The sequence below is a fragment of the Streptomyces sp. NPDC001292 genome (genome assembly GCF_042896465.1).
Classification (GTDB): Bacteria; Actinomycetota; Actinomycetes; order Streptomycetales; family Streptomycetaceae; genus Streptomyces.
Window position 1 is genome coordinate 1 of record NZ_JBIAXG010000001.1, and the last position, 26,628, is coordinate 26,628.

A 26,628-nucleotide genomic window follows, 5' to 3' on the forward strand; every position below is an offset into this window, starting at 1 on the left:
GTACGCGGACGACCCTCCGCCTTGCGATGCACCGCACCAGACGCCGCGGGGCCCGCCCTCCGGGCGGACGGCGCTACTTTCGAAACACGCCCTAGTACGACAGGCCGTACCCGATGGGGTACAGGACCTGCGCCGGGTCGTCCGCCCGCTGGACCGGCACCGGGAGCTTGCCGCGCGGCCTCACCTGGCCCGCGATCACCCGTGCGGCGGCGCGCAGTTCCACGTCCGTCCAGGAGTAGGCCGCCAAGTAGGCCGGTACGGTCGGCAGTTGGGCGATGTCGTAAGGGTTGCGGATCGCCACCGCGATCACCGGGCGGCCGGTGGCGACGAGCCGTTCCACCAGCGTCCTCTGGGAGCTGCTCGCCGTGACGTTGTACGTCCCGACCACCACCGCGTCCGCGTCCTGTGCCGCGGCCACCGCCTTGTCGACGGTCGCCGCCGACGGGGCGGTGCCGGTCGACAACGCCGTGGCCTGGAAGCCGAGTTCGGTGAGGGCGGCGGCGAGCACTCCGGTGGGCGGGCCCGTGGTGCCCGACGGGGAGGCGGGGTCGGCGCCGACGACGAGCAGCTTGCTGTGGCTGCGGCGGGACAGCGGCAGCAGGCGGCCCTCGTTGGCCAGCAGGGTGGTGGTGCGCTCGGCGATGCGGTCGGCCGCCGCCAGGTGGGTGCCGATGCCCACGACGCGGTCGACGTCCGCCTGGCTGACGTAGGGGTCCTCGAGCAGTCCCAGCTTCGCCTTCAGCCGCAGAATGCGCAGGATCGATTCGTCCAGCCGTGCCTCGGTCAGCTCGCCGTCGCGCACCGCGTTCAGCACCGCGTTCCAGGCCACGTCCAGCGAGGGCGGGTTGAGCAGCTGGTCCACGCCCGCCTTCAGCGCGAGCACCGGCACCCGGTTGTCGCCGTACTTGGTGCGCACGCCCTCCATGCCGAGCGAGTCGGTCACCACGACCCCGTCGTAGCCGAGTCGGCCGCGCAGGATGCCGGTGAGGATCGGGTGGGAGAGGGTGGCCGGGTCGTCGGAGTCGTCCAGCGCCGGGACGACGATGTGGGCCGTCATGATCGAGTCGATGCCGGCGGCGATCGCGGCCCGGAACGGCGGCGCGTCCAGCTGCTCCCACTGCTCGCGGGTGTGGTGGATGTAGGGGAGCTTGGCGTGGCTGTCGTCGACCGTGTCCCCGTGCCCGGGGAAGTGCTTGGCGGTCGCCGCCACCCGTGAGCTCTGGTAGCCCTTCACCTCCGCGGCCACCAGCCTCGCCACCGCGTCCGGGTCGGCGCCGAAGGACCGTACGCCGATGACCGGGTTGGCCGGGTTGACGTTCACGTCGGCGTCGGGGGAGTAGTCCTGGTTGATGCCGAGGGCGCGCAGCTCCGCACCGGAGATACGGCCCAGGGTGTGGGCGTCGGCGGGCGAGCCGCCCGCGCCGATCGCCATGGCGCCCGGGAAGAGGGTCGCGGGCTTGCCCACGCGGCAGACGATGCCGTGCTCCTGGTCGGTGGCGACGAGCATGGGCAGGCCGCGCGGCTGCCCGAGGGAGGCCTGCTGGATCCCGTTGGACAGGTCGGCTATCTGGTGCGGGTTCTGGGTGTTGTGGGCCCAGGCGAAGTAGATGATGCCGCCGACCCGGTACTTGGCGATCAGCTCGGCTGCCGTGCGGACGCCGATCTCCTTGAGGTTGGCGTCGATGTCGGCCTGCGTCGGGGCGGTGGCCGAGTGGCCGTAGACCCGCGTCACGAAGAGCTGGCCGACCTTCTCCTCGAGCGTCATCCGGGAGATGAGGGCATGCAGCTTCTTGTCGTTGTAAGAGGCGGCGTGGGCGGTGCCGGTGCCCTGGACCGCCAGGGCGGCGGTGATGCCGGCGGTGGCGGCGAGGACGGTACGTCTGGAGGGAAGTGCGGTGGTTCCCGTGCTGGTGTCGTGCACGTGCGCCCCTTCCGGAGGAGATCGGCTGGAGGACCACTGAAGGAAACTTCCGAGGAGTCACCAATATCCGGGAAGTTTCTGCCAGTCAAGGGAGTGCACAGGAACCGGTGAGAGCCGCCGCCGGCGCTGCCGGAGGGGGCGCGCCGACGGCGGCGGGCTGCCGGCCGCGGTGCGGAGGAGAGGGTGGTCGGCGATCGCAGCCGTCGGCGAGGCCGACACCGCACCGCGCGGACTCTCCGGCAGCTCGCCGGTTGGACGGGCGGGGGCGGGGCCGGGTTCCCGGCCGGGAGCGGATTCCCGCACGTCGGTGCGGGTGTGGCCGCGGCGGTTCAGCGGGGCGTGTGGGCGGACACCGCGGGCCAGTGCTCCCGCAGGGTGCGGACCGTCTCCGCGATGGCCGGCCGGCGCGCGGCGCCCGTGCGCCACAGCGCGTACAACCGCCGTACGGGCATGGGGTCCAGCGGCACCTCCACGACCCCCTCGGGCAGCGGGCCCCGGCCCAGGCGCGGGATCAGCGCGACGCCCAGGCCCGCGGCGACCAGGGCGACCAGGGTCGGGTTCTCGTCGGCCTGGTGGACCACGTCCGGCTCGTGTCCGGCGGCGCGCAGGGTGCGCAGCAGCCAGTCGCTGCAGACCCGGCCCGGCGGCTGGCAGATCCACCGCTCGCCGCCCAGCTCCTCGCGCCGTACCGCCGTCCGCCCCGCGAACGGGTGCCCGGCCGGCACCAGCAGGTCGCACAGGTCGTCCCCGATGACCGCCTGTTCCACCCCGGCCGGCGCGGGCAGCGGGGCGATGTCCCAGTCGTGCGCGACGGCCAGGTCGACGGCGCCCTTGGCGACCAGGTCCACCGACAGGTGCGGGTCGACCTCGCTGAGCCGGGCGTCCAGGGCCGGGTGCCGGTGGGCCAGATCCGCCAGGACGCGGGGCATGAGCCCGCGCGCCGCCGAGGCGAACGCCGCCACCAGCAGCCGCCCGGCGGGCACCCCCCGCCGCTCCTCCAGCTCGGTCTCGGCGCGCTCCACGATCGCCAGCAACTCCCCGGCGGCGGCCACCAGTTGGTGTGCCTCGTCGGTGAGCCGCACCCCGCGCCCCTCGCGCTCCAGCAGGACGGTCCTGGTCTCCCGCTCCAGCTTGGCGATCTGCTGCGACACCGCCGACGAGGTGTATCCGAGCACGGTGGCGGCCGCCCCGACGGTGCCGTGCACGGAGACGGCGTGCAGGGCGCGCAGACGCTGGAGATCGAGCACGGTTCCTCCGACGGGCCGACCGGTTAGTGATGCTTCACGCAATGGTGCAGCAATCATCGCTGGTGCTTCACGGTCCGCGGAAGTGATCCTCAGTACATGCGACCCGTCCATGTCCTGCTCGCCGTCCTCGTCGCCGCCGTCTGGGGCGTCAACTTCACCGTCATCGAGGTCGGTCTCGGCCACTTCCCGCCCCTGCTCTTCTCGGCCCTGCGCTTCCTGGCGGCCGCGGTCCCCGCCGTCTTCCTGGTGGGCCGGCCGAAGGTGGCGTGGAAGTGGATCGTGGCGGTGGGGCTGGTGCTCGGCGTCGCCAAGTTCGGGCTGCTGTTCGTCGGGATGGACGCCGGGATGCCCGCCGGGCTCTCCTCCCTGGTGCTCCAGATCCAGGCGGTGTTCACGGCCCTGTTCGCCTTCCTGGTGCTGGGCGAACGGCCCTCGGGCGTACGGGTGCTGGGCATGGGCGTGGCGCTCGCCGGCATCGGCGTCGCGGCCGTGGACGAGGGCACCGCGGGCCCTCTCGGGGCCTTCGCGCTCGTCGTCGCCGCGGCGGCCTGCTGGGGCGTCTCCAACGTCCTGACCCGCAAGGCGGCGTCCCCGGACGCGCTGAACTTCATGGTCTGGGTGAGCACGGTCCCGGTCCTGCCGCTGCTCGGCCTGTCGCTGCTGCTGGAGGGCTCCTCCCGGGACCTGGCCGCGCTGCGCGCCCTGGACTGGCAGGGCACGGGCACCGTCCTCTACGTCGCCTGGATCACCACGGTCTTCGGCTTCGGCGCCTGGGGCTGGCTGCTGCGCCGCCACCCGGCCTCCACGGTCGCGCCGTTCTCGCTGCTGGTCCCGGTCTTCGGCATGTCCTCGGCGGCGCTCTTCCTCGGTGAATCGGTGAGCGCCCTGCGCTGGTGCGCGGCGGCGCTGCTGGTGGGCGGGGTGGCGCTGACCTCCCTGGCGCCGGGCCGCCGCCGCGAGCAGCCGTCCGTTCCGGTCCTGGAGAGCGCCGTCCACGCCGAAGGCCTTGCGCCGTCGCACCCCGTCGGGCGGCCGCGGTGAGCGCGACGGTGGCCGCCCGGCCCGGCGGAGCTCAGGCCGACTCGGTCAGCAGCCGGCCCAGGTGCTCCCGCCCCGGACCGAGCAGGTCCGGCAGCGGTGCCGCGGTCTCGTACCAGCGCTTCTCGTACTCCCAGCACAGCCAGCCGTCCCAGCCGTGGCGGGCGAGGACCTCCACGCACTCGGCGAGCGGCAGGACACCCGCGCCCAGGGGGAGGGGCGTCGTGTCGTCGGCCGAGGCGATGTCCTTGACCTGGACGTAGCCGAGGTACGGGGAGAGGGCGGCGAAGGTGTCCGAGGGCTGCTCGCCGCCCAGCCAGGTGTGCATCACGTCCCACAGGGCGCCGACCTGGCGGTGGCCGACCGGACCGAGGACGCGCAGGACGTCCGCGCCCGTGCGGTGCGAGTCGTGGGTCTCGAGCAGGACGCGGACGCCGAGGTCGGCGCCGTACCCGGCGACGGCCGCCAGCCGCCGGGCGGCGACGGCGTCGCCCTCCTGCTGCGGCCGGTGCGGATCCGCGCCGGGAAACACCCGTACGAAGGAAGCGCCCAAGTCCCCGGCAAGCCGCAGGAGTTCACGGATCTCGCGTACCACGGCCGCGTCGTCGCCGGGCGCTGCGACCCGCGCGTACCCCGCGAGCCCCAGGATCTCGACCCCGCCCGCCTCGAACGCGGCGGCCACCTCGGCCCGTTCACCGGCACCGAGCCCGGGGTGCACCGGCTCCTCGGGGTGGGCGCGCAGCTCGACGCCGTGGTAACCGTGTGCGGCGGCGAGCCGGACCACGTCGGGTACGGGCACACCGGGCACACCCAGAGTGGAGAAGGCGAGCTTCATGGGCACGAACCCTACTCGTCGTCTCGCCACGTCATGCGCCCGGTTCGGACAGATTCAGCCGCCAGTCCTGGCCCACCAGATCCTTGCCGAAGGAGCGGTGCGGCTGCTCGGCGACCAGGACGAAGCCGTGCCGCTGGTAGATGCGGCGGGCACCGCCGAGCACGTCGTTGGTCCACAGCACCAGGTCCCGGTAGCCGGCCCCGCGCGCGAAGTCGACGACCGTCCGCACCAGCCGGTCGCCGATGCCCAGTCCGCGCGCCTCGGGCCCGACGAGCAGCAGCCGCAGCCGGGCGGTGGCCGGGGCCTCGTCCCGTACGCACATCACGCACCCCACCGGCCGTCCGTCGAGCTCGGCGATCCACACCCGCTCCAGGTCCGGGTCATGGTCCTCGGCGAAGTCGGCGACGATCCTCGCCACGAGGCCCTCGTAGTCGGCGTTCCAGCCGTACTCGGCGGCGTACACCGCGCCGTTGCGCTGCACGATCCAGCCCAGGTCGCCGGGTCCGGGCCCGCGCAGCACGACGTCCTGCGGCCGGGGTGCCCGCTCCTCGGACAGGATCTCCCGGACGGTGCGCATCGCGTCCGCCAGTCGCGGCCGGTCCGCCGGCGGCACGGAGAGCAGCAGCCGGCCCACGGACTCCCGCGCCCGCTCCTCCAGCAGGCCGGCGGCCTCCCTGCCGTGCGGGGTGAGGGTGATGCTCCGCCGCCGCGGATCACGCTCGGACGGCCCGCGCTCGACCAGTCCCTCCCGCTCGAACTTGTTGAGGATCCGGCTCAGGTACCCGGCGTCCAGCGAGAGTTCGGCCCGCAGGTCGGCCGCGTCGGTCCGGGGCGCGTGCGCGAGCTCGTAGAGCACCCGTGACTCGGTGAGCGTGTAGGGGGCGTAGAGGTGGCGGCCGTAGTCGAGGGCGCCGATGGCGTTGGTGTAGAAGCGGTTGAAGGCGCGGATGTCCTGGACGGTCATGGCGGGCCCCGTGGGTGAGGGGGTGGGCGGCGGGCGCGGTTCCGCCGCCGGGCGGACACGGATGTTTGACTCAGTCAGAGAAACCGCTCGGTCCGAGGCTAGACCGGCGGCGACCGTCCGTCCACGGGCGCGGTCACCCGGCCCGCCCCGCCTCACGTCTCGCGCGCTGCTCCTGTGGGCCCGCGTGATGCGGTTATGTCTCGCGCGGTGCTCCTGTGGATCCGCGTGATGCGGTTATGTCTCGCACGGTGCTCCTGTGGATCCGCGTGATGCGGTTATGTCTCGCACGGTGCTCCTGTGGATCCGCGTGATGCGTCATGCCTCGCGCGGTGCCCCCGTGGACCCGCGCACCATCAGCTCCCCCGTGACGGTCGCGACCCCTCCGGGCGGCGGCTCCTCGCGGCCCGTCGCGATGCGGCCCGCGCGCGCACCCGCCTCCGCCAGGGGCAGCCGGACCGTGGTGAGGGCGGGGACCGTGTCGACGCTGAAGGGCAGGTCGTCGAAGCCCACCACCGAGACGTCCTGGGGGATGCGCAGACCGGACTCGCGCAGCGCGGCGCAGGCGCCCAGCGCGACGGAGTCGTTCGCGGCGACGACCGCCGTCAGGGACGGGTCGCGGCGCAGCAGTTCCTGGGTGGCCTCGTGGCCGGACGAGCGGTCGTACCGGCCGTACACCGTCCGGCGGGGGTCGTCCTCGATGTCCGCAGCCGCCAGCGCCTCCCGGTGGCCCTCCAGGCGGTGGCGGGTGGTCGTCCGCTCCTCGGGGCCCGCGATGTAGCCGAGCCGCCGGTGGCCCAGCGCGATCAGATGTTCCGTCAACCGCCGTGCGCCGCCCCTGTTGTCGAAGGCCAGCGCGATCGCCTGGGTGCCGGGCACCGGCGGCCGTCCGCACAGCACCACACGCGTCCCGGCGTCGGCCAGCTTGCGCAGCTTCGCCGAGACCGCCGCCGCGTGCGGAGCGTCCTCCACGGCCCCGCCGGTCAGCACCACCGCCGCCGCCCGCTGCCGTTGCAGCAGGGTCAGGTAGGTCAGCTCGCGGTCCGGTGAGCCGCCCGTGTTGCACACCACCGCCAGCCGCTCCCCGCCGGCCCGGCCTCCGGGGCCGCCGATCTCCGACTGGATGGCGCTGGCCATGATCCCGAAGAAGGGGTCGGCGATGTCGTTCACCAGGATGCCGACCAGGTCGGAGGTCGCGGCGGCGAGCGAGCTCGCGGGGCCGTTGAGCACGTAGTCCAGCTCGTCGACCGCCTTCAGCACCCGCTCCCGGGTGGACGCGGCGACCGGGTAGTTGCCGTTCAGCACGCGCGACACCGTCGCGGGAGAGACCTGTGCGCGGGCCGCCACGTCCGCCAGGGTCACCGTCATCTCGTCGTCCTCCGGTCGCGCATGTCGTCGTCGTACGTGCCGTGCTCAGCCGGTACGTGCCCACCCGCGGCCCGCCGCGGGGATGCGGCCGGCCAGGGGGTGTCGTGCAGACCTTACGGCCACCCGGCCCGCCGGTACGCCGCCTCGAACAACCACGTCCTGGACACGCTCTTGTCCGGACCGCTGTCCAGAGGCTAGCTTCTCTGTGCATAGAAAGCGCTTGCTGCAACGCTCACCAGTGCGACCACGGGGGCGTACGCGGCGCGTGGACCGCGTACGAAGGGGCTGACGTGACACGCAAGACGGTGCGGATCGCCATGAACGGTGTGACCGGGCGGATGGGGTACCGCCAGCATCTGGTCCGCTCGATCCTCGCCCTGCGCGAGCAGGGCGGACTCGACCTCGGCGACGGCACCGTGCTGTGGCCGGAACTGGTCCTGGTCGGCCGGCGCGAGCACGCGCTGAGGGCGCTCGCCGAGAAGCACGGCCTGGAACACGTCTCGACCGACCTGGAGGCGGTCCTCGCCGACCCGGCCGTCGACATCTACTTCGACGCGCAGGTCACCTCGGCCCGCGAGGAGGCGATCAAAAGGGCGATCGCCGCCGGCAAGCACGTCTACACCGAGAAGCCCACCGCCACCGGCCTGGAGGGCGCCCTGGAGCTCGCCCGGCTCGCCCGCGAGGCCGGCATCAAGCACGGCGTCGTCCAGGACAAGATCTTCCTGCCCGGCCTGCTCAAGCTGAAGCGGCTGATCGACGGCGGCTTCTTCGGCCGGATCCTGTCCGTGCGCGGCGAGTTCGGCTACTGGGTCTTCGAGGGCGACTGGCAGGACGCCCAGCGCCCGTCCTGGAACTACCGCGCCGAGGACGGCGGCGGCATCGTCGTCGACATGTTCCCGCACTGGGAGTACGTGCTGCACGAGCTGTTCGGCCGGGTGACCTCCGTACAGGCCCTCGCCGCCACCCACATCCCCCAGCGCTGGGACGAGAACGGCAAGCCCTACGCCGCCACCGCCGACGACGCCGCCTACGGCGTCTTCGAGCTCGAGGGCGGCGTGATCGCCCAGATCAACTCCTCCTGGGCGGTCCGCGTCAACCGCGACGAGTTGGTCGAGTTCCAGGTGGACGGCACCGAGGGGTCGGCCGTCGCCGGTCTGCGCAACTGCCGCGTCCAGCACCGCTCCGCCACCCCCAAGCCGGTCTGGAACCCCGACATCCCCGCCACCGAGGCCTTCCGCGATCAGTGGCAGGAGGTGCCCGACAACCAGGACTTCGACAACGGCTTCAAGGCCCAGTGGGAGCTGTTCCTCAAGCACGTGTACGCCGACGCCCCCTACCACTGGGACCTGCTCGCCGGCGCCCGTGGTGTCCAGCTCGCCGAACTGGGCCTGAAGTCCTCGGCCGAGGGCCGCCGCCTGGACGTACCGGAGATCCAGCCGTGACCATCCGACTGCCCGGCGCGGGCGGGGCGCTGCGGACCTACGAGCCCCGCACCGAGCCGCTCGCCCCGGCCCCGGGCACGCCCTTCACCTCCCGTACGGTCTTCTCGGCTGCGCACGTCGTCGCCGACCCGTTCGCCGATGTGTCTCCCGACTCGCCCGCCGCCGTCGACTGGGACGCCACCCTCGCCTTCCGCCGCCACCTGTGGGCCCACGGGCTCGGCGTCGCCGAGGCCATGGACACCGCGCAGCGCGGCATGGGCCTGGACTGGGCGGGCGCGGCCGAACTGATCCGCCGGTCCGCGGCCGAGGCCCGCGGCGCCGGCGGGCGGATCGCCTGCGGCGTCGGCACCGACCAGCTCACCGACGGCTCGCTCGCGCAGATCCGGGCCGCGTACGAAGAACAGCTCGCCGTCGTGGAGGAGGCGGGCGCCCAGGCGATCCTGATGGCCTCGCGCGCCCTGGCGGCCACGGCGAAGGGCCCGGAGGAGTACCTGGAGATCTACGGCCACCTGCTGCGCCAGGCCACCGAGCCGGTGATCCTGCACTGGCTCGGCCCCATGTTCGACCCTGCGCTGGAGGGCTACTGGGGTTCGGCCGACCTGGACGCGGCCACCGGCACCTTCCTCGAGGTCATCGCCGCCCACCCCGACAAGGTCGACGGAGTGAAGATCTCGCTGCTGGACGCCCAGCGGGAGATCGACCTGCGCCGCCGCCTGCCGCAGGGCGTGCGCTGCTACACCGGCGACGACTTCAACTACCCGGAGCTGATCGCCGGCGACGAGGAGGGCTTCAGCCACGCGCTGCTCGGCATCTTCGACCCGCTCGGACCGCTGGCGGCCGAGGCGGTACGGGTCCTGGACGCCGGGGACGTCAAGGGCTTCCGCGGCCTGCTCGACCCCACGGTCGAGCTGTCCCGGCACCTCTTCCAGGCCCCCACCCGCTTCTACAAGACGGGCGTGGTGTTCCTGGCCTGGCTCGCCGGGCACCAGACGCACTTCACGATGGTCGGCGGCCTCCAGTCGGCCCGCTCCCTGCCGCACCTCGCCCGCGCCTACGAACTCGCCGACGGACTCGGCCTGTTCCCGGATCCGCGGCTCGCCGAGGAGCGGATGAAGAACCTGCTGTCGCTGTACGGGGTGAACCAATGAGCACGGGTCTGGAACGCTTCTCCATCAACCAGATGACGGTCAAGCAGCTGTCACTGCCGGAACTGGTGGACAGCTGCCTGGAGTTGGGTGTGCCGGGCGTGGGCCTGTGGCGCGAACCGGTCCAGGCGTACGGGGTGGAGGCCGCCGCCAAGCTCGTACGGGACGCGGGCCTCACCGTCACCACCCTGTGCCGGGGCGGCTTCCTCACGGCGATCGACCCGGTCGAGCGGGCCGAGGCACTGGGCGACAACCACGCGGCGATCGACGAGGCCGCGATGCTCGGCACGGACACGCTGGTGCTGGTCTCCGGCGGACTGCCCGCCGGCAGCAAGGACCTGCACGGGGCCCGTGAGCGCATCGCGGACGCCCTCGCCGTCCTCGGCCCGTACGCGGCCGAGCGCGGGGTCCGCCTGGCCATCGAACCGCTGCACCCCATGTACGCCGCCGACCGCTGCGTGGTCTCCACCCTCGCCCAGGCGCTCGACCTCGCCGAGCGCTTCCCCGCCCAGCAGGTCGGCGTCACCGTCGACACGTACCACATCTGGTGGGACGACACCGCTCCCGAGCAGATCGCCCGGGCGGGCGCGGGCGGCCGCATCCACACCTTCCAGCTCGCCGACTGGACCACCCCGCTGCCCGAGGGTGTGCTCAACGGCCGCGGTCAGATCGGCGACGGCTCGATCGACATGCGGGAGTGGAAGCGGTACGTGGAGGCGGCCGGCTACACGGGTCTCATCGAAGTCGAGCTGTTCAACGAGGACTTGTGGGCGTGCGACGGACGGGACGTGCTGGCGGAAACGGCGGACCGGTTCCTAACGCACGTGATCCAATGACCGTATGACGGAGAAGGACAGGAGAACGTCCCTGGGGCCGTTGGAACTGACCGACGGCCGCTGGGTGGTGGGAGACTCCTGCGGGCCGAAAGGCCACTGGGTCGAACTCCGCGCGGACGGGCTGTACCAGCACGAGCCGGACTCGGAGGGACATCTGATCCCATGGCCCAGGGTCATGCCGGGGATGTTCTTCACCCTGGGCGCCAAGTACCCGAGGAAGGGAAACTACTCCCCGATGGGAATGCTCGGCGGCCTGCCGGGCCCCTGGAGGGGGCGGGGCAGCGGTTATCTGCACATGACACTGCGACACCCCTACGAGGATTGGGTGGCCCGCTTCGACCGGCACCCCCGCTTCTACGGTGGCACCGAACTCGTGCTGTTTGAAGAATTGCTGAGACAGACCGCTCAGGCAGGCGAGGCACACCTGTTCGGCGACCCGGCCTGGCTGGGCTCCGTGGCCGGACGACTGGCCCTCCAGCGGCCCTGGTCGGCCCGCGCGACATGTGCGGCGGTGGCAGAGGCCCGGCAGGCCGCACGGCCGCCGCGGGATGATGAGGAAAACCCCGAGAGCTCCTGACAGCTGGGGATGCCCGCCTGTTTCACAAGGCGTCGACCTCCGCCGCCGTGGGATAGGACTCCTGCGCGCCCCGCCGGGTGACGGCGAGCGCGCCGACCCGGGAGGCGTAGGCCGCGGCCTCCTCCAGGGACGCGCCCGCGCCCAGCCGCCAGGCCAGCGCCGCGGTGAACGCGTCGCCCGCGCCCGTGGTGTCCACGGCGTCCACCTTCACGGACGGGACCCGGGCGACCCCGTCGGCGGACGCCACCAGCGCGCCCTCGCCGCCCAGGGTGATCACCACCGAACGCGGGCCGAGGGCCAGCAGGTCGCGCGCCCAGCTCTCGGGGGTGTCGCCCGCCTCGGAGCCGCCCAGGATCACCCTCGCCTCGTGCTCGTTCACGATCAGCGGGTCGCAGGCCTTCAGGAGTTCCTGCGGCAGGGGGCGCGGCGGCGACGGGTTCAGCACGAAGCGGCTTCCCGCCGTCAGGTTCCGCACCACCTCCACGACCGTCTCCAGCGGGATCTCCAGTTGCGCCGAGACCACCCGGGAGGCGCGCAGGAGGGCGCCGGCCGCGCGGACGTCCTCCGGGGTGAGCCGGCCGTTGGCACCCGGCGAGACCACGATGCTGTTGTCCCCGGACGGGTCCACCGTGATCAGCGCGACCCCGGTCGGCGCCCCGCCCACCAGCACGCCCGCCAGGTCGACCCCGGCCGCGCGCTGGGAGTCGAGCAGCAGCCGGCCGTGGGCGTCGTCGCCGACCCGGGCCAGCAGGGCCGTCCGGGCCCCGAGCCGGGCGGCGGCCGCGGCCTGGTTGGCGCCCTTGCCGCCGGGGTGGACGCTCAGATCGGAACCGAGCACCGTCTCCCCGGCGGCGGGCCGCCGCTCGACACCGATCACCAGGTCGGCGTTGGCCGACCCCACGACCAGGAGGTCGTAGTCGTACATGTGTGCTTTCTCCTCACGGGGGTGATTCACGAGGGTGGTCGGCCGGGGCCGGCCGGTGGATACCGGCCATTCCGGGCGCCGGTGGTGGTCAGGTCGCCGGCGCCGGGCCGTCCGTCACGGCGCCGCCCCCGGCTCGCCGCAGGAGCGGCGTACGACCAGCCGTGCGGGCAGAGTGACGGACCGCGCGGGCCGCCCCCCTATGCGGTCGACCAGGGCGCGTACGGCGGCCCGCCCCAACTCGCCGGTGGGCTGGGCGATCGCGGTGATCGGCGGGTCGGTGTGCGGGAACCACGGGATGTCGTCGAACGCGGCCAGCGCGATGTCGTCGGGCACCCGCAGCCCGCGCGCGCGGATGGCGTCCAGCGCGCCCAGCGCCATCAGGTTGTCGGCGGCGAAGACGGCCTCGGGAGGCACGGGCAGGCCGAGGAAGCCCTCGGTGACCCGCCGGCCGCTCCCGGCCTTGAAGTCGCCCCGGCCGACGTACGCGTCCGGGAGCGGGACGCCGTGGGCGGCCAGTGCCTCGCGGAACGCCTCGACGCGCTCACGGCCGGTGGTGGTGGCCGCGGGACCCGCGATGATCGCGAGCCGCCGGTGGCCGAGCCCGTACAGGTGGGCGACGAGATCCCGTACGGCCGCCCGCCCGTCCGAGCGGACCACGGGCACGTCCACGCCCTCGATCCACCGGTCCACGAACACCATCGGCGTGCCCGCGCGCGCGGCGTCCAGCATCAGCGGGGAGCCGCCGTCGGTGGGGGAGACCAGGAGGCCGTCGATGCGGCGGTCGAGCAGGGTCCGTACGTGGTGGTCCTGGAGGGCGGGCCGCTCGTCGGCGTTGCCGATGATCACGCTGTGGCCGAGGGCGCGGGCCTCCTCCTCGACGGAGCGGGCCAGTGCGGTGAAGTACGGGTTGAGCACGTCGCTGATGACCAGGCCCAGGGTGCGGGTCCGGTGGGTGCGCAGGGACCGGGCGACGGCGTTCGGGCGGTATCCCAGTGTCTCGACGGCGGCCAGCACGCGTGCGCGTGCGTCGGCGCTGACCGACGGGTGCTCGTTCAGGACGCGCGAGACCGTGGCGACGGACACGCCGGCCGCGGCGGCGACGTCCTTGATGCTCGCCATCGCCCTTCCACCTCCTCGTGGAATCGATTACATCAGCGATTGGAAACGATTACACAACCGGCCGCAAGGTCCGTTGCCGGATCGTTGCGCTTCGGGGTCGGGGGTGGCGCGAACTCGCCGCCGTCCGGGCGATGAGTTCGCCTACGGCCGGCCGATCGCCGAGGGGAAGGCCTCATCCGCTCCGCGCCGCTGACCAAGCACTCGGAACTGGTCAACTGGCTCAAGGCCGAGCACGGTCTGGGGCACGGCCACTCCAACGCCCTGGTGGCCCACACCCTCGCCGAGGGCAAGGCCGGGTGAGCGGCGGGCTGCCCGACCCGCCGCCTGACCCGCCGCCGGACCCGCCGGCACGGAGCCGGGCCCCCGGCCCACTAGGCGGCGCTAGGACAGCCCGGCGGTACCGTCGGGTCATGACCACGGAGGCGAGTCGGAGCGTGCGGGCCGGTGACGGGGAGCGGCGTCCGGCCGTGCTGGAGGGCGTGCTCGAGCGGATCACGTACGCCAACGAGGAGAACGGCTACACGGTGGCCCGCGTCGACACCGGCCGGGGCGCCGGTGACCTCCTGACGGTCGTCGGCGCGCTGCTCGGCGCCCAGGTCGGCGAGTCGCTGCGCATGGAGGGCCGCTGGGGCTCCCACCCGCAGTACGGCAAGCAGTTTCAGGTGGACAACTACACCACCTTGCTCCCGGCCACTGTCCAGGGCATCCGCCGCTATCTCGGCTCCGGCCTGGTCAAGGGCATCGGACCGGTCTTCGCCGACCGCATCACCCAGCACTTCGGCCTGGACACCCTGAAGATCATCGAGGAGGAGCCCAAGCGCCTGATCGAGGTGCCCGGCCTCGGCCCCAAGAGGACCAGGAAGATCGCCGACGCCTGGGAGGAGCAGAAGGCGATCAAGGAGGTCATGCTCTTCCTCCAGACCGTCGAGGTCTCCACCTCGATCGCGGTGCGCATCTACAAGAAGTACGGCGACGCGTCGATCTCGGTGGTGAAGAACCAGCCGTACCGGCTGGCCGCCGACGTCTGGGGCATCGGCTTCCTGACCGCCGACAAGATCGCGCAGTCCGTCGGCATCCCGCACGACAGCCCGGAGCGGGTCAAGGCGGGCCTGCAGTACGCGCTGTCGCAGTCCACCGACCAGGGTCACTGCTTCCTGCCCGAGGAGCGGCTGATCACGGACGCGGTCAAGCTCCTCCAGGTTGACACCGGGCTCGTCATCGAGTGCCTCGCCGAACTCGCCGAGCCCCCCGAGGACGGCGCCGACCCCGGTGTCGTACGGGAGCGGGTGCCCGGCCCGGACGGCGGCGAGGCGGTCACGGCGATCTACCTGGTGCCCTTCCACCGCGCCGAGCTGTCCCTGTCCGCCCAGTTGCTGCGCCTGCTGCGCGCCAACGCCGACCGGATGCCCGTCTTCCGGGACGTGGCCTGGGACAAGGCGCTGGCCTGGCTGAAGGGCCGTACGGGGGCCGACCTCGCCCCCGAGCAGGAGGCTGCGGTCAAGCTGGCCCTGACCGAGAAGGTGGCCGTGCTGACCGGCGGCCCCGGCTGCGGCAAGTCCTTCACGGTGCGCTCGATCGTGGAGCTGGCGCGGGCCAAGAAGGCCAAAGTGGTGCTGGCCGCGCCCACCGGCCGGGCCGCCAAGCGCCTGTCGGAGCTCACCGGCGCGGAGGCCTCCACCGTGCACCGCCTGCTGGAGCTCAAGCCCGGCGGGGACGCGGCCTACGACCGGGACCGCCCGCTGGACGCCGACCTGGTGGTCGTGGACGAGGCGTCCATGCTGGACCTGCTGCTGGCCAACAAGCTGGCCAAGGCCGTGCCCCCGGGCGCGCACCTGCTGTTCGTCGGGGACGTGGACCAGCTCCCCAGCGTGGGCGCCGGCGAGGTGCTGCGCGACCTGCTGGCCGACGGCAGCCCGGTGCCCGCCGTCCGCCTCACGCGCGTCTTCCGCCAGGCCCAGCAGTCGGGTGTGGTGACCAACGCGCACCGGATCAACGCCGGGCAGCATCCGCTGACCGACGGCATGAAGGACTTCTTCCTCTTCGTCGAGGACGACACCGAGGAGGCCGGCCGGCTCACCGTGGACGTGGCGGCGCGCCGGATCCCGGCCCGGTTCGGGCTCGACCCGCGCCGGGACGTGCAGGTGCTCGCCCCCATGCACCGCGGCCCGGCGGGCGCCGGCACACTGAACGGCCTGCTCCAGCAGGCGGTCACCCCGGGCCGGCCCGACCTGCCGGAGAAGCGGTTCGGCGGCCGGGTCTTCCGCGTCGGGGACAAGGTCACCCAGATTCGCAACAATTACGAGAAGGGGGAGAACGGTGTCTTCAACGGCACCGTGGGCGTGGTCACCTCGCTCGACCCGGTCGACCAGCGTCTGACGGTGCTGACGGACGAGGACGAGGAGGTGCCGTACGAATTCGACGAGCTGGACGAACTGGCGCACGCGTACGCGGTGACCATCCACCGCTCGCAGGGCAGCGAGTATCCGGCCGTGGTGATCCCGGTCACCACCGGCGCCTGGATGATGCTCCAGCGCAACCTGCTCTACACGGCGGTGACCCGGGCCAAGAAGCTGGTCGTCCTCGTCGGGTCGCGCAGGGCGATCGGCCAGGCGGTGCGCACGGTGTCGGCGGGGCGGCGCTGCACGGCCCTGGACTTCCGTCTCGGCGGCGGCTGAAAACCGCCGTCCGGTGGGCCGGAACCCACAGCCTGACGCAGTGTCAGAAAAAATGATCGATCAAATGAGTCGTAAAGGTCACACAGCACTTCCCGTGGCCGGAACGAGGGGGCAGGATGAACAGGTTGACGGCACTGAGTGCCGCCAATGGGCCCAATGGTCGACCCCGAGTGCACTCTCCTGAGCCAAATGGGGGATGGTAGAGACAGTCAGGGCACCTCGAAGATGAGGCACTACGTCGGTGAGGGAAGACGTGAGCGACAACTCTGTAGTTCTGCGGTACGACGGCGGCGAGTACACCTACCCGGTGGTCGACAGCACCGTCGGCGACAAGGGCTTCGACATCGGGAAGCTGCGCGCCCAGACCGGTCTCGTGACCTTGGACAGCGGATACGGCAACACGGCCGCCTACAAATCCGCCATCACCTACCTCGACGGTGAGCAGGGCATCCTCCGGTACCGCGGCTACCCGATCGAGCAACTGGCCGAGCGCTCCACCTTCCTGGAGGTGGCCTACCTGCTGATCAACGGTGAGCTGCCGACCGTCGACGAGCTCGCCTCGTTCAAGAACGAGGTCACGCAGCACACCCTGCTGCACGAGGACGTCAAGAACTTCTACACGGGCTTCCCGCGCGACGCCCACCCGATGGCGATGCTGTCGTCGGTCGTCTCGGCGCTGTCGACCTTCTACCAGGACAGCCACAACCCGTTCGACGAGAAGCAGCGCAACCTCTCCACGATCCGCCTGCTCGCCAAGCTCCCGACGATCGCGGCGTACGCGTACAAGAAGTCGATCGGTCACCCGTTCGTCTACCCGCGCAACGACCTCGGTTACGTCGAGAACTTCCTGCGCATGACCTTCTCGGTCCCCGCGCAGGAGTTCGAGCCGGACCCGGTCGTGGTCGCCGCGCTGGACAAGCTGCTGATCCTGCACGCCGACCACGAGCAGAACTGCTCGACCTCCACGGTCCGCCTGGTCGGCTCCTCGCAGGCCAACATGTTCGCCTCGATCTCGGCCGGCATCAGCGCCCTGTGGGGCCCGCTGCACGGTGGTGCCAACCAGTCCGTCCTGGAGATGCTCGAGGGTATCCGCGACTCGGGCAACGACGTCGACACCTTCATCCGCAAGGTGAAGAACAAGGAGGACGGCGTCCGCCTGATGGGCTTCGGCCACCGGGTCTACAAGAACTTCGACCCCCGCGCCAAGATCATCAAGGCCGCCGCGCACGACGTGCTCTCCGCGCTGGGCAAGGAGGACGAGCTCCTCGACATCGCCCTGAAGCTGGAGGAGCACGCCCTGTCCGACGGCTACTTCGTCGAGCGCAAGCTCTACCCGAACGTCGACTTCTACACCGGTCTGATCTACCGGGCCATGGGCTTCCCGACCGAGATGTTCACGGTCCTGTTCGCACTCGGCCGGCTGCCGGGCTGGATCGCCCAGTGGCACGAGATGATCAAGGAGCCGGGCTCCCGCATCGGTCGCCCGCGCCAGATCTACACGGGCGTGGTCGAGCGCGACTTCGTCCCGGTCGAGGAGCGCTGAGCCTCCCGGCGGCGTCACCGGCCGCGTAGTGTGACCGGCCCCGTATCCACGCGATTTCCGAGGGTGCGGGGCCTTGTGCCGTGTCGAGCGCCCCGGAGGCGTACCCGTACGGGAGGGGAGCCGGGAGGAAGAGGAAACGGGGTCACGCGAGAAGCGGAAGGCGCCCCGGCGCGCCGGTCCCCCCACGGGCCGGCGACCAGGGCGCCTTCCCATGTCCCGGTGCGGATTCCCCCCACGGGATCCGGCCGGGCGTTCAAGGACCAGCGCCTGAATCGCTGTGAGCACAACGAGCAGAACTCGTCGCACCTGGTGCTGTGCGGTCTGCCGGGACGCGCACGCGCGGGAGGGCCGCTCAAAGCTTCCCGGTGTACGTGCCCCGGCAACGCACCTCTGAGGAAGTCCCCCAAGACATCCCCAGATGCCGGTCAACGCCCCCCAAGACGCTGCCCGACATCGCCAACTTAGACCTTCGAACCCCTTCGATGGTTACGTTCACATCACTGTGATCTGCGTCTCTTGCATATGTCCGTTAGGTACGCAAGAGCCCAAGTATGGCGACCGCGACCCAAGCGTAAGGATGATGCGCGAGCTTTGTGAAGAGCTTATGTGAGGCCCGCTTTGGACTCCAGGGGGACTCTTACTTCGGTCTCGACTGCTTTTCGTTCAGCGGAACGTGCGCAGCCGCAGACTGTTCGTCACCACGAACACCGAAGAGAACGCCATCGCAGCCCCCGCGATCATCGGGTTGAGCAGTCCGGCGGCGGCCAGCGGCAGCGCGGCCAGGTTGTAGCCGAAGGCCCACACGAGGTTGCCCTTGATGGTGGCCAGCGTCCGCCGGGACAGGCGGATGGCGTCCGCGGCTGCCCGGAGGTCCCCGCGGACCAGGGTCAGATCGCCGGCCTCGATGGCGGCGTCCGTCCCGGTGCCCATGGCCAGTCCCAGGTCGGCGGTGGCGAGCGCGGCGGCGTCGTTGACCCCGTCGCCGACCATCGCCACCGTGCGCCCCTCGGCCCGCAGCCGCCTGACGGCCTCGACCTTCTCCTCGGGCAGCACCTCGGCGACCACGTCGTGCGGGTCGATCCCGACGGCCCGTGCCACGGCCTCGGCGACGGCGCGGTTGTCGCCGGTCAGCAGGACCGGGCGCAGTCCCAGCGCGCGCAATTGCGCCACCGCCTGCGCGCTGGTCTCCTTGACGGCGTCCGCGACGGCGATGACACCGCGTGCCACCCCGTCCCAGCCGACGACGACCGCCGTACGGCCTTCGCTCTCCGCCTCGTGCCGTGCGCGGGCCACCTCCTCGGGCAGCTCGGCGGTGAGGTCCACGAGCCGTCCCACGGCCACGGCATGGCCCTCCACGCGCCCGCGTGCACCGCGTCCGGGGACGTTCTCGAAGTGCTCGACCGGGGGCAGCGGGCCGACCCGTTCCTCGGCGCCGGCGGCCACGGCCCGCGCGATCGGGTGCTCGGACGCGTGCTCCAGCGCGCCCGCGAGGCGCAGCAACTGCTTCTCGTCGGTGCCCTCGGCGGCGTGCACCTCCTGGAGGGTCATCCGGCCCGTGGTGACCGTTCCGGTCTTGTCCAGGACGACCGTGTCCACGCGGCGGGTGGATTCCAGCACCTCGGGGCCCTTGATGAGGATGCCGAGCTGGGCGCCCCGGCCGGTGCCGACCATCAGCGCGGTCGGCGTGGCCAGGCCCAGCGCGCACGGGCAGGCGATGATCAGAACGGCGACGGCCGCGGTGAACGCGGCGGTCACCTCACCGGTCGCGAACAGCCAGATGACCAGGGTGCCCACGGCGATGAGCAGGACGATCGGCACGAAGACCGCCGATATGCGGTCGGCCAGCCGCTGCACCTCGGCCTTGCCGCTCTGTGCGTCCTCGACGAGCTGCGCCATCCGTGCGAGCTGGGTGTCCGCGCCGACCCGGGTGGCCTCCACGACCAGCCGGCCGCCGGCGTTGACCGTGGCACCGGTGACCGTGTCGCCGGTGCCGACGTCCACGGGCACCGACTCGCCGGTGAGCATCGAGGCGTCGACCGCCGAGGCGCCCTCGACGACCGTGCCGTCGGTGGCGATCTTCTCGCCGGGCCGTACGACGAACCGGTCGCCGACCGCCAGCGCGGAAACCGGGATCCTCCTCTCCACTCCGTCCCGCAGGACGGAGACGTCCTTCGCGCCCAGTTCCAGCAGCGCCCGCAGCGCGGCGCCCGCCCGCCGCTTGGAGCGGGCCTCCAGAAAGCGGCCGAGCAGGATGAAGGCGACGACCCCGGCGGCGACCTCCAGGTAGATCGTGGAGGCCGCGTCCATCCGGGAGACGGTGAGGCCGAACTCGTGGCGCATGCCGGGCATGCCCGCGTCGCCCAGGAACAGCGCCCACAGCGACCAGCCGAACGCGGCCAGGGTGCCGATCGAGACGAGGGTGTCCATCGTGGCCGCGCCGTGCCGGGCGTTGGCCAGGGCCGCCCGGTGGAACGGCAGTCCGCCCCAGACGACGACCGGCGCGGCGAGGGTCAGCGAGAGCCACTGCCAGTACGTGAACTGCAGCGCCGGGACCATCGCGAGCAGGACGACGGGGGCGGCGAGGAGCGCGGAGACGATCAGGCGCCCGCGCAGGGAGGCCGGCTCGGCATCCCGCGACGCCCGCCCTTCGTCCGGCCGGGACTCCGCGTCCGTCGCCGGTTCGGGTGCCGGCGGCGGGGGCTCCTCGGCCGTGTAACCGGTCCTGACCACGGTGGCGATCAGATCGGCGACCGATACCCCTGCCGGGTAGGAGACCCTGGCCTTCTCCGTGGCGAAGTTGACCGTCGCGGTGACGCCGTCCATGCGGTTGAGCTTCTTCTCGACGCGGGCGGCGCAGGAAGCGCAGGTCATTCCCCCGACGAGCAGCTCGACCTCGGCGGCGCCCGGCCGGTCGGCTGTGGACGTCTGCGGGGCGGCGTGGGTGTTCATCCTCGGAACTCCAGACGACCTGAGGGCAGGCGGACCGACCTTCGTCAGGCCTCGCCGACGAGTTCGAAGCCGGCCTCGTCCACGGCGGCGCGCACCGCCTCCACGTCCAGCGGGGAGGCGGAGACGACGGTGACCTCGCCGGTGGAGGCGACGGCCTTCACCGAGCTGACGCCGGGCAGCTCGGAGATCTCGGAGGACACGGAACCCTCGCAGTGTCCGCAGCTCATCCCGCTCACCTTGTAGACAGTGGTGACGGTGTCCGGGGTGCCGGTCTGGGCAGTCATGTCGTTCTCCTCGTCGTGGTGGGTGGGGCGCGGGGGCCACGGGGGCCCGCCATTCCTCAACACTATACCCCTAGGGGGTATTCCCCCAAGGGATCGCCACGGTGAGGGGGAGTGGAATCCACGCCTGACAGCAGGGTCGCACGCGCGGCGTCGCGCTCCTCGGAGATCCGGCGCCGGAAGCCGTGGCCGCACGCCTGCCCGACGGGGTGGGTCAGGCCCTTGGTGCCCGGGATGTGCCCGCGTACTACGGTTTCGCCGGCGGCGGTGGGCCGCGAAAAAGCCGGACGGAAGGCGAGGCGGCGATGCGGGCAGTGGTGTTCGAGCGGTACGGGGAGCCGGCCGAGGTGCGCGAGGTGGCCGACCCGAGGCCCGCGGAGCACGGGGTCGTGGTGCGGGTCGAGGCGACCGGCCTGTGCCGCAGCGACTGGCACGGCTGGCAGGGCCACGACCCCGACATCACGCTGCCGCACGTGCCGGGGCACGAACTCGCCGGGACCGTCGAGGAGGTGGGCCCCCGGGTGACCCGCTGGCGGCCCGGCGACCGGGTGACCGTCCCCTTCGTCTGCGCCTGCGGCACCTGCCCCGCCTGTGCGGCGGGCGACCAGCAGGTGTGCGAGCGGCAGACCCAGCCGGGCTTCACGCACTGGGGCTCCTTCGCCCAGTACGTGGCGCTCGACCACGCCGACGTGAACCTGGTCGCCGTACCCGAGGGCCTGTCCTTCGCCACGGCGGCCTCGCTCGGCTGCCGGTTCGCCACGGCGTACCGCGCGGTGGTCCAGCAGGGCCGGGCCGCCGCCGGCGACTGGGTCGCCGTGCACGGCTGCGGGGGCGTGGGCCTGTCGGCGGTGATGATCGCGGCGGCCGCGGGGGCCAGGGTGGTCGCGGTGGACGTGTCCGCCCGGGCCCTGGACCTGGCGCGGAGGTTCGGCGCCGCGCAGTGCGTGGACGCCTCCGCCGTCAAGGACACGGCGGAGCGGGTGCGCGAGGTGACCGGCGGGGGCGCCCATGTCTCGCTCGACGCGCTCGGCTCGCCCGCCACCTGCGCGGCCTCGGTGAACGGTCTGCGCCGCCGGGGCCGCCACGTCCAGGTCGGTCTGCTGCCCTCCACCACGGGCACCACCCCGGTGCCCATGGCGCGCGCGATCGCCCTGGAGCTCGAACTCCTGGGCAGCCACGGCATGGCCGCGCACGCCTATCCCCAGATGATGGAGCTGGTACGGGCTGGTGTGCTGCGCCCCGACCTCCTGGTGACGTCGGCCATCCCGCTGGCAGCCGTCCCGGAGGCGCTCGCCGCGATGGGCACGGCACCCGGATCCGGGGTCACGGTCATCGAGCCGTGGAGCTGACACGGTGCCCCACCTCGCGTGGGGCACCGTCATGTCAGCGAACGGGGAAGGAGCCGGGCCCGCGGCCCGGCAGCGGTGGTTCAGTCGGCTCTGCGTCGGCCGCGGTTGCCGGGCCGGGCGGCGACCCAGGCGCGGACGGTGTCGGCGTACCAGTAGGGCCTGCCGCCCTCCACGTGATCGGGTGGTGGCAGCAGGCCGTGCTTGCGGTAGGACCGCACGGTGTCCGGCTGCACCCGGATGTGCGCCGCGATCTCCTTGTACGACCAGAGCCTTCGGTCGGTCATGACGTGCACCTCCCCGCGCGCACCACGGCGGCGGCCGGAGCGGCCGTCGGGGGAGCCGGGCGCAGCGCTGGCGATCTCCAAGCCTGTGGTCGGTGAACGACACGGACCGCGCACCGGCAAGCGGCTGTCGGCCGGGTGTGACCGAGGGCCCGCGTACCCGCGACATGCGTGACACGGCAGAGGCTTTTGTGACACACCTGAGGCAAGCGACCCCCGCGTGCCGAGGGTTCGGCGCGGCCGGACGGCTCATCGCCTCGTCCGTATGTCCGGACAAACCATTGACAGGGGTCCGTGCCCGGCACTAGAACCGGGGGAACCGAGGGAATCGAGGCGAAGGGAAGCCGAGGGCAGCCGATGGCGTGCGACCTGATCACCGCGGGACCGTGCTCGCGGCGCGCCCGAGACGGCACGGCGGACCAAGAGTTTCCCCACCCGAGCGGCGAGGGCACGCTGGGTGGAGACCCGCACGCGCCTCGTGGCGCCCCGGGCACAGAACGCCTCCGGCGCGGGACGCCGCTTCGCCCTGGCAGGAGCGAAGTGCGAGCGTCGACTCCCCGCCCGCTACGGCCCCGCGCCGGAGGTCCCGACAACCCACCGCGGGACGGCGGCCGGCCGCACTCGGCCCGTCTGCGGATTCCGCACGCCGTCCTCGCCGGGGCGCGCGGCGGACACTCCCACATGTGTCTACGTGGAGACGGAAACCGCAGACACAGTGTCGGGCGCGCCCTCGGCGCATGCCTGGTGGGATGTACCTGTGGCCGGGACCGCGACGCGCCCGTCGCCGGTCACGGCACATGAGCTCTGCGAACGGCACGTTTCGACCCGTCGCCGCCATCTGTGAAGGAGTAACCGGGCATGACGAAGATCGTCAACCACTGGATCGGCGGGAAGACCGTCGAAGGCGCCTCGGGGACGTACGGGCCGGTCACGGACCCGGCGACCGGCGAGGTCACCACGAAGGTCGCGTTCGCCTCCGTGGAGGAGGTGGACGCCGCGGTCGCCGCCGCCAAGGACGCGTACCTGAGCTGGGGGCAGTCCTCGCTGGCCCAGCGGACCTCGATCCTGTTCAAGTTCCGCGCGCTGCTCGACGCCCACCGCGACGAGATCGCCGAGCTGATCACCGCCGAGCACGGCAAGGTGCACTCCGACGCGCTCGGCGAGGTCGCCCGCGGCCTGGAGATCGTCGACCTGGCCTGCGGCATCAACGTGCAGCTCAAGGGTGAGCTGTCCACTCAGGTCGCCACCCGCGTCGACGTCGCCGCGATCCGGCAGCCGCTGGGCGTGGTCGCCGGCATCACGCCGTTCAACTTCCCGGCGATGGTCCCGATGTGGATGTTCCCCATCGCCATCGCGTGCGGCAACACCTTCGTGCTGAAGCCGAGCGAGAAGGACCCGTCGGCCTCCCTGAAGATCGCCGAGCTGCTGGCCGAGGCCGGGCTGCCCGACGGCGTCTTCAACGTGGTCCACGGCGACAAGGTGGCCGTGGACCGCCTCCTGGAGCACCCGGACGTCAAGGCGGTCTCCTTCGTCGGCTCCACCCCGATCGCCCGCTACATCCACACCACCGCCTCCGCGAACGGCAAGCGCGTGCAGGCCCTCGGCGGCGCGAAGAACCACATGCTGGTGCTGCCGGACGCCGACCTGGACGCGGCCGCCGACGCCGCCGTCTCGGCCGCGTACGGCTCGGCGGGCGAGCGCTGCATGGCCATCTCGGCCGTGGTCGCGGTCGGTTCGATCGGCGACGAGCTGGTGGAGAAGATCCGCGAGCGCGCCGAGAAGATCAAGATCGGCCCGGGCAACGACCCGTCCTCCGAGATGGGCCCGCTGATCACCAAGGCACACCGCGACAAGGTGGCCTCGTACGTGGAGAACGCCGCGAGCGAGGGCGCCGAGGTAGTCGTGGACGGCACCGGCTACACGGTCGAGGGCCATGAGGACGGCCACTGGATCGGCATCTCGCTGCTGGACAAGGTGCCCACCGGCGCCAAGGCCTACCAGGACGAGATCTTCGGCCCGGTGCTGTGCGTGCTGCGCGTGGACACCTACGAGGAGGGCGTGGCGCTCATCAACGCCTCGCCGTTCGGCAACGGCACGGCGATCTTCACCCGGGACGGCGGCGCGGCCCGCCGGTTCCAGCTGGAGATCGAGGCCGGCATGGTCGGCGTCAACGTGCCGATCCCGGTGCCGGTGGGCTACCACTCCTTCGGCGGCTGGAAGGACTCGCTCTTCGGCGACCACCACATCTACGGCAACGACGGCACGCACTTCTACACCCGCGGCAAGGTCGTCACCACCCGCTGGCCGGACCCGTCCGAGGCCCCGACGGGCGTGGACCTCGGGTTCCCGCGCAACCACTGACCGTCGCGACCCCACCATCGCCTCAGGCGATGACGAGGCCGTCCGATATGCGGACGGCCTCATCTTTTTTCGGGGGGTCGCTGCGGTTCCCGCACGCCCGTAAGGGCCCCAACAATCGGACCGTTCGACGCGTGAATCAGTCGTAGATCGCTGTTCCGCCGCGAATTCCGTAGGTTAACGACCATTGACGCAGCGGTTTTCGTTGATGTTCGATAACCGGGCCGGGAGCGGACGAGAGTGCGTACGACCGCGAACCGCCGGAGGCGATAGCGCGCTCCCTGGCCCCTCACCTGTTGCACAAGTCGATCGGAACCGCTGCATGACCGACATGCTCCGCTCTGTCGAGAACTCCGCCCCGGAAGTGGCCGGCAGTCCCACAGAGGCGACGGACAGCCCTATCAAGCTCAAGCGTTCCATCGGGGTCGTCGGCGGCACCCTCCTGACCCTCTCGTGCGTGACCCCCGCCTCCACGCTCTTCGTGGTCGTTCCCGACCTCCTCGGCACGCTCGGCACCGCCACCGCCCTCACGATCGCCATCGGCTCCCTGCTGTGCATCGCCGTGGCGTTCTGCTACTCGGAGCTGGGCACCCTCATCCCCAGCGCGGGCGGCGAGTACGCCATGGTGTCGACCATGGCCGGGCGGCTGGCGGGCTGGCTGGTCTTCGTGCTGTCCCTGCTCGTCGTCATGATCGTCCCGCCGGTGATCGCGATGGGCACCGCCGACTACCTGACGCCGATCGTGCACCTCGACCCGGCCTGGACCGGCGCCGGCGTGATGCTGCTGGCCACCCTCGCCGGCCTGCTGGACCTGCGCGCCAACGCCTGGATCACCGGCATCTTCCTGGTCCTGGAGGTCATCGCGGCGGGCGTGGTCGCGCTGCTGGGCTTCGCGCACAGCCACCGCGGTCCCGGCAGCCTGATCTCCATGCAGGTGGCCGGCGCGGACGGGCACACGGACACCGTGACGGCCATGCTGGTCGTCTCCGGTCTCGCCATCGCCCTCTTCGTCACCCAGGGCTTCTCGACGGCCGTCTACCTCTCCGAGGAGCTGGAGAACCCGCGCCGCAACGTCGCCCGTACGGTGCTCGCCACCCTCGCCATCTCGTCCGTGATCATCCTGGTGCCGGTCGCCGCCATCACCATGGGCGCCTCCGACATCAAGGAGCTGACCGACGGCAACCTGAGCTCGATGGTGGCCGCCTGGTCCAACTCCGCCGTCGGCACCTTCGTCAGCCTCTGCGTGGCCCTGGCGATCATCAACGCCGGCATCGTCATGGTCATCCAGAACTCCCGCGTGCTGTTCGCCTCCGCCCGCGACAAGGCCTGGCCCTCGCCGGTCAACAACGTCTTCTCCAGGCTCGGCCGCTTCGGCTCCCCCTGGGTCGCCACCCTCGCGGTGGGCGTCCCCGGCGCGCTGCTGTGCTTCGTCAACCTGGACACCCTGTACGGCGTCACGGGCGTGTCGGTGACCGGCATGTACCTGCTCGTCGCGGTCGCCGCGCTGCTGTCCCGCCGCGGCTCCCACAAGCACACGCCCGCGTGGCGCATGCCCCTGTGGCCGGCCGTGCCCGTGCTGCTCATCGCGCTCCTGGCCTACATCCTCAGCCAACAGGAGGTCGCCTACCTGCTGTGGACCGGCGGCATCATGGCGGTCGCCACCCTCTACTGGGCCTTCTACCTCCGTCCCCGCCGCGACACCCGCTGGCTGGTGTCGATCCCGGAGGACACCCAGCCGTAGGACGACGGGGCCGCCCGGCGTACCGCGCCCGCGGTAC

20 protein-coding genes and 2 pseudogenes are annotated in these 26,628 nt (G+C 72.0%); 12 read left to right on the forward strand and 10 right to left on the reverse strand.

Going from position 1 to position 26,628, the window contains the following annotated elements:
* Window positions 1-91: 91 nt before the first annotated feature.
* Both ACFY4A_RS00005 and ACFY4A_RS00010 read right to left on the reverse strand, forming a co-directional pair.
* Entirely contained in the window at window positions 92-1,921 is a 1,830-nt protein-coding gene (locus ACFY4A_RS00005) for a glycoside hydrolase family 3 protein (protein ID WP_390827117.1), read from the reverse strand.
* Window positions 1,922-2,250: 329 nt separating this feature from the next.
* Window positions 2,251-3,168, reverse strand: coding sequence for a LysR family transcriptional regulator (locus tag ACFY4A_RS00010; RefSeq protein ID WP_390827118.1), 918 nt, complete (start codon window positions 3,166-3,168; stop codon window positions 2,251-2,253).
* A 96-nt stretch (window positions 3,169-3,264) separates the two neighbouring features.
* Between ACFY4A_RS00010 and ACFY4A_RS00015 the strand changes: the two genes are divergently transcribed.
* Window positions 3,265-4,209, forward strand: coding sequence for an EamA family transporter (locus tag ACFY4A_RS00015; RefSeq protein ID WP_390827119.1), 945 nt, complete (start codon window positions 3,265-3,267; stop codon window positions 4,207-4,209).
* Between the two features lie 31 nt (window positions 4,210-4,240).
* Here the strand turns inward: ACFY4A_RS00015 and ACFY4A_RS00020 are convergent, their stop codons facing one another.
* From ACFY4A_RS00020 to ACFY4A_RS00030, 3 genes are all read right to left on the reverse strand, one after another.
* On the reverse strand, window positions 4,241-5,041 hold the full coding sequence (locus ACFY4A_RS00020) for a sugar phosphate isomerase/epimerase family protein (protein ID WP_390827120.1): 801 nt from the start codon (window positions 5,039-5,041) through the stop codon (window positions 4,241-4,243).
* 31 nt (window positions 5,042-5,072) lie between these two features.
* Complete coding sequence (locus ACFY4A_RS00025; protein ID WP_390827121.1) at window positions 5,073-6,005, reverse strand: GNAT family N-acetyltransferase; 933 nt, start codon at window positions 6,003-6,005, stop codon at window positions 5,073-5,075.
* Window positions 6,006-6,320: 315 nt separating this feature from the next.
* On the reverse strand, window positions 6,321-7,370 hold the full coding sequence (locus ACFY4A_RS00030) for a LacI family DNA-binding transcriptional regulator (protein WP_390827122.1): 1,050 nt from the start codon (window positions 7,368-7,370) through the stop codon (window positions 6,321-6,323).
* A 290-nt stretch (window positions 7,371-7,660) separates the two neighbouring features.
* Between ACFY4A_RS00030 and ACFY4A_RS00035 the strand changes: the two genes are divergently transcribed.
* The 4 genes from ACFY4A_RS00035 to ACFY4A_RS00050 are packed head-to-tail and all read left to right on the forward strand — an operon-like array spanning window position 7,661 to window position 11,370.
* The gene (locus ACFY4A_RS00035; protein ID WP_390827124.1) at window positions 7,661-8,812 is read left to right on the forward strand and encodes a Gfo/Idh/MocA family protein; all 1,152 of its coding nucleotides are present in this window, start codon (window positions 7,661-7,663) and stop codon (window positions 8,810-8,812) included.
* Entirely contained in the window at window positions 8,809-9,960 is a 1,152-nt protein-coding gene (locus ACFY4A_RS00040; protein ID WP_390827125.1) for a dihydrodipicolinate synthase family protein, read from the forward strand. The genes ACFY4A_RS00035 and ACFY4A_RS00040 overlap by 4 nt, the downstream gene beginning before the upstream one ends.
* The gene (locus ACFY4A_RS00045; protein ID WP_390827126.1) at window positions 9,957-10,793 is read left to right on the forward strand and encodes a sugar phosphate isomerase/epimerase family protein; all 837 of its coding nucleotides are present in this window, start codon (window positions 9,957-9,959) and stop codon (window positions 10,791-10,793) included. Before ACFY4A_RS00040 ends, ACFY4A_RS00045 begins: the two co-directional genes overlap by 4 nt.
* Before the next feature lie 4 nt (window positions 10,794-10,797).
* Window positions 10,798-11,370, forward strand: a complete 573-nt coding sequence (locus ACFY4A_RS00050; RefSeq protein ID WP_390827127.1) for a hypothetical protein — start codon at window positions 10,798-10,800, stop codon at window positions 11,368-11,370.
* Window positions 11,371-11,392: 22 nt separating this feature from the next.
* On the opposite strand, the gene ACFY4A_RS00055 is transcribed toward ACFY4A_RS00050, so the two are convergent.
* Entirely contained in the window at window positions 11,393-12,295 is a 903-nt protein-coding gene (locus ACFY4A_RS00055; protein ID WP_390827128.1) for a ribokinase, read from the reverse strand.
* Window positions 12,296-12,409: 114 nt separating this feature from the next.
* Window positions 12,410-13,414 (reverse strand): LacI family DNA-binding transcriptional regulator, encoded by a 1,005-nt coding sequence (locus tag ACFY4A_RS00060; RefSeq protein WP_390827129.1) that lies wholly within the window; start codon window positions 13,412-13,414, stop codon window positions 12,410-12,412.
* Between the two features lie 103 nt (window positions 13,415-13,517).
* Between ACFY4A_RS00060 and ACFY4A_RS00065 the strand changes: the two are divergent.
* The 3 genes and pseudogenes from ACFY4A_RS00065 to ACFY4A_RS00075 all read left to right on the forward strand — a co-directional run bounded on the left by ACFY4A_RS00065 (window position 13,518) and on the right by ACFY4A_RS00075 (window position 17,632).
* Window positions 13,518-13,714 (forward strand): annotated as a pseudogene (locus ACFY4A_RS00065) (DUF4287 domain-containing protein).
* 110 nt (window positions 13,715-13,824) lie between these two features.
* Window positions 13,825-16,089, forward strand: coding sequence for an ATP-dependent RecD-like DNA helicase (locus ACFY4A_RS00070; RefSeq protein WP_390827130.1), 2,265 nt, complete (start codon window positions 13,825-13,827; stop codon window positions 16,087-16,089).
* A gap of 253 nt (window positions 16,090-16,342) precedes the next feature.
* A complete protein-coding gene (locus ACFY4A_RS00075; protein WP_390827131.1) occupies window positions 16,343-17,632 on the forward strand; it encodes a citrate synthase in 1,290 nt (429 codons plus the stop codon).
* Between the two features lie 663 nt (window positions 17,633-18,295).
* Here ACFY4A_RS00075 and ACFY4A_RS00080 read toward each other — a convergent pair.
* A complete protein-coding gene (locus ACFY4A_RS00080; RefSeq protein WP_390827133.1) occupies window positions 18,296-20,581 on the reverse strand; it encodes a heavy metal translocating P-type ATPase in 2,286 nt (761 codons plus the stop codon).
* 44 nt (window positions 20,582-20,625) lie between these two features.
* Window positions 20,626-20,865 carry a heavy-metal-associated domain-containing protein gene (locus tag ACFY4A_RS00085; RefSeq protein ID WP_390827134.1) on the reverse strand — a complete coding sequence of 80 codons (240 nt, stop codon included), beginning with the start codon at window positions 20,863-20,865 and terminating at the stop codon, window positions 20,626-20,628.
* A 302-nt stretch (window positions 20,866-21,167) separates the two neighbouring features.
* Here ACFY4A_RS00085 and ACFY4A_RS00090 point away from each other — a divergent pair, with 302 nt between their 5' ends.
* Window positions 21,168-22,211: a zinc-dependent alcohol dehydrogenase family protein gene (locus ACFY4A_RS00090; protein ID WP_390827135.1), complete on the forward strand. Its 1,044-nt coding sequence runs from the start codon at window positions 21,168-21,170 to the stop codon at window positions 22,209-22,211.
* Window positions 22,212-22,291: 80 nt separating this feature from the next.
* On the opposite strand, the gene ACFY4A_RS00095 is transcribed toward ACFY4A_RS00090, so the two are convergent.
* Window positions 22,292-22,495, reverse strand: coding sequence for a helix-turn-helix transcriptional regulator (locus tag ACFY4A_RS00095; RefSeq protein WP_390827136.1), 204 nt, complete (start codon window positions 22,493-22,495; stop codon window positions 22,292-22,294).
* 655 nt (window positions 22,496-23,150) lie between these two features.
* Here ACFY4A_RS00095 and ACFY4A_RS00100 point away from each other — a divergent pair.
* From ACFY4A_RS00100 to ACFY4A_RS00110, 3 genes and pseudogenes are all read left to right on the forward strand, one after another.
* Window positions 23,151-23,336, forward strand: a pseudogene (locus tag ACFY4A_RS00100) (hypothetical protein); the annotation flags it as partial.
* A 14-nt stretch (window positions 23,337-23,350) separates the two neighbouring features.
* Complete coding sequence (gene mmsA, locus ACFY4A_RS00105) at window positions 23,351-24,853, forward strand: CoA-acylating methylmalonate-semialdehyde dehydrogenase (protein WP_390827137.1); 1,503 nt, start codon at window positions 23,351-23,353, stop codon at window positions 24,851-24,853.
* Between the two features lie 319 nt (window positions 24,854-25,172).
* On the forward strand, window positions 25,173-26,591 hold the full coding sequence (locus ACFY4A_RS00110) for an APC family permease (RefSeq protein ID WP_390827138.1): 1,419 nt from the start codon (window positions 25,173-25,175) through the stop codon (window positions 26,589-26,591).
* Window positions 26,592-26,628: the final 37 nt, after the last annotated feature.

Excerpts from the sequence above, each read along its gene's own strand:
- ACFY4A_RS00085 (WP_390827134.1), bottom strand. The coding sequence starts at position 20,865 with ATGACTGCCCAGACCGGCACCCCGGACACCGTCACCACTGTCTACAAG.
- ACFY4A_RS00090 (WP_390827135.1), top strand. The coding sequence starts at position 21,168 with ATGCGGGCAGTGGTGTTCGAGCGGTACGGGGAGCCGGCCGAGGTGCGC.
- mmsA (WP_390827137.1), top strand. The coding sequence starts at position 23,351 with ATGACGAAGATCGTCAACCACTGGATCGGCGGGAAGACCGTCGAAGGC.
- ACFY4A_RS00045 (WP_390827126.1), top strand. The coding sequence starts at position 9,957 with ATGAGCACGGGTCTGGAACGCTTCTCCATCAACCAGATGACGGTCAAG.
- ACFY4A_RS00080 (WP_390827133.1), bottom strand. The coding sequence starts at position 20,581 with ATGAACACCCACGCCGCCCCGCAGACGTCCACAGCCGACCGGCCGGGC.
- ACFY4A_RS00070 (WP_390827130.1), top strand. The coding sequence starts at position 13,825 with ATGACCACGGAGGCGAGTCGGAGCGTGCGGGCCGGTGACGGGGAGCGG.
- ACFY4A_RS00020 (WP_390827120.1), bottom strand. The coding sequence starts at position 5,041 with ATGAAGCTCGCCTTCTCCACTCTGGGTGTGCCCGGTGTGCCCGTACCC.
- ACFY4A_RS00025 (WP_390827121.1), bottom strand. The coding sequence starts at position 6,005 with ATGACCGTCCAGGACATCCGCGCCTTCAACCGCTTCTACACCAACGCC.
- ACFY4A_RS00055 (WP_390827128.1), bottom strand. The coding sequence starts at position 12,295 with ATGTACGACTACGACCTCCTGGTCGTGGGGTCGGCCAACGCCGACCTG.
- ACFY4A_RS00050 (WP_390827127.1), top strand. The coding sequence starts at position 10,798 with ATGACGGAGAAGGACAGGAGAACGTCCCTGGGGCCGTTGGAACTGACC.
- ACFY4A_RS00030 (WP_390827122.1), bottom strand. The coding sequence starts at position 7,370 with ATGACGGTGACCCTGGCGGACGTGGCGGCCCGCGCACAGGTCTCTCCC.
- ACFY4A_RS00095 (WP_390827136.1), bottom strand. The coding sequence starts at position 22,495 with ATGACCGACCGAAGGCTCTGGTCGTACAAGGAGATCGCGGCGCACATC.
- ACFY4A_RS00110 (WP_390827138.1), top strand. The coding sequence starts at position 25,173 with ATGACCGACATGCTCCGCTCTGTCGAGAACTCCGCCCCGGAAGTGGCC.
- ACFY4A_RS00060 (WP_390827129.1), bottom strand. The coding sequence starts at position 13,414 with ATGGCGAGCATCAAGGACGTCGCCGCCGCGGCCGGCGTGTCCGTCGCC.
- ACFY4A_RS00015 (WP_390827119.1), top strand. The coding sequence starts at position 3,265 with ATGCGACCCGTCCATGTCCTGCTCGCCGTCCTCGTCGCCGCCGTCTGG.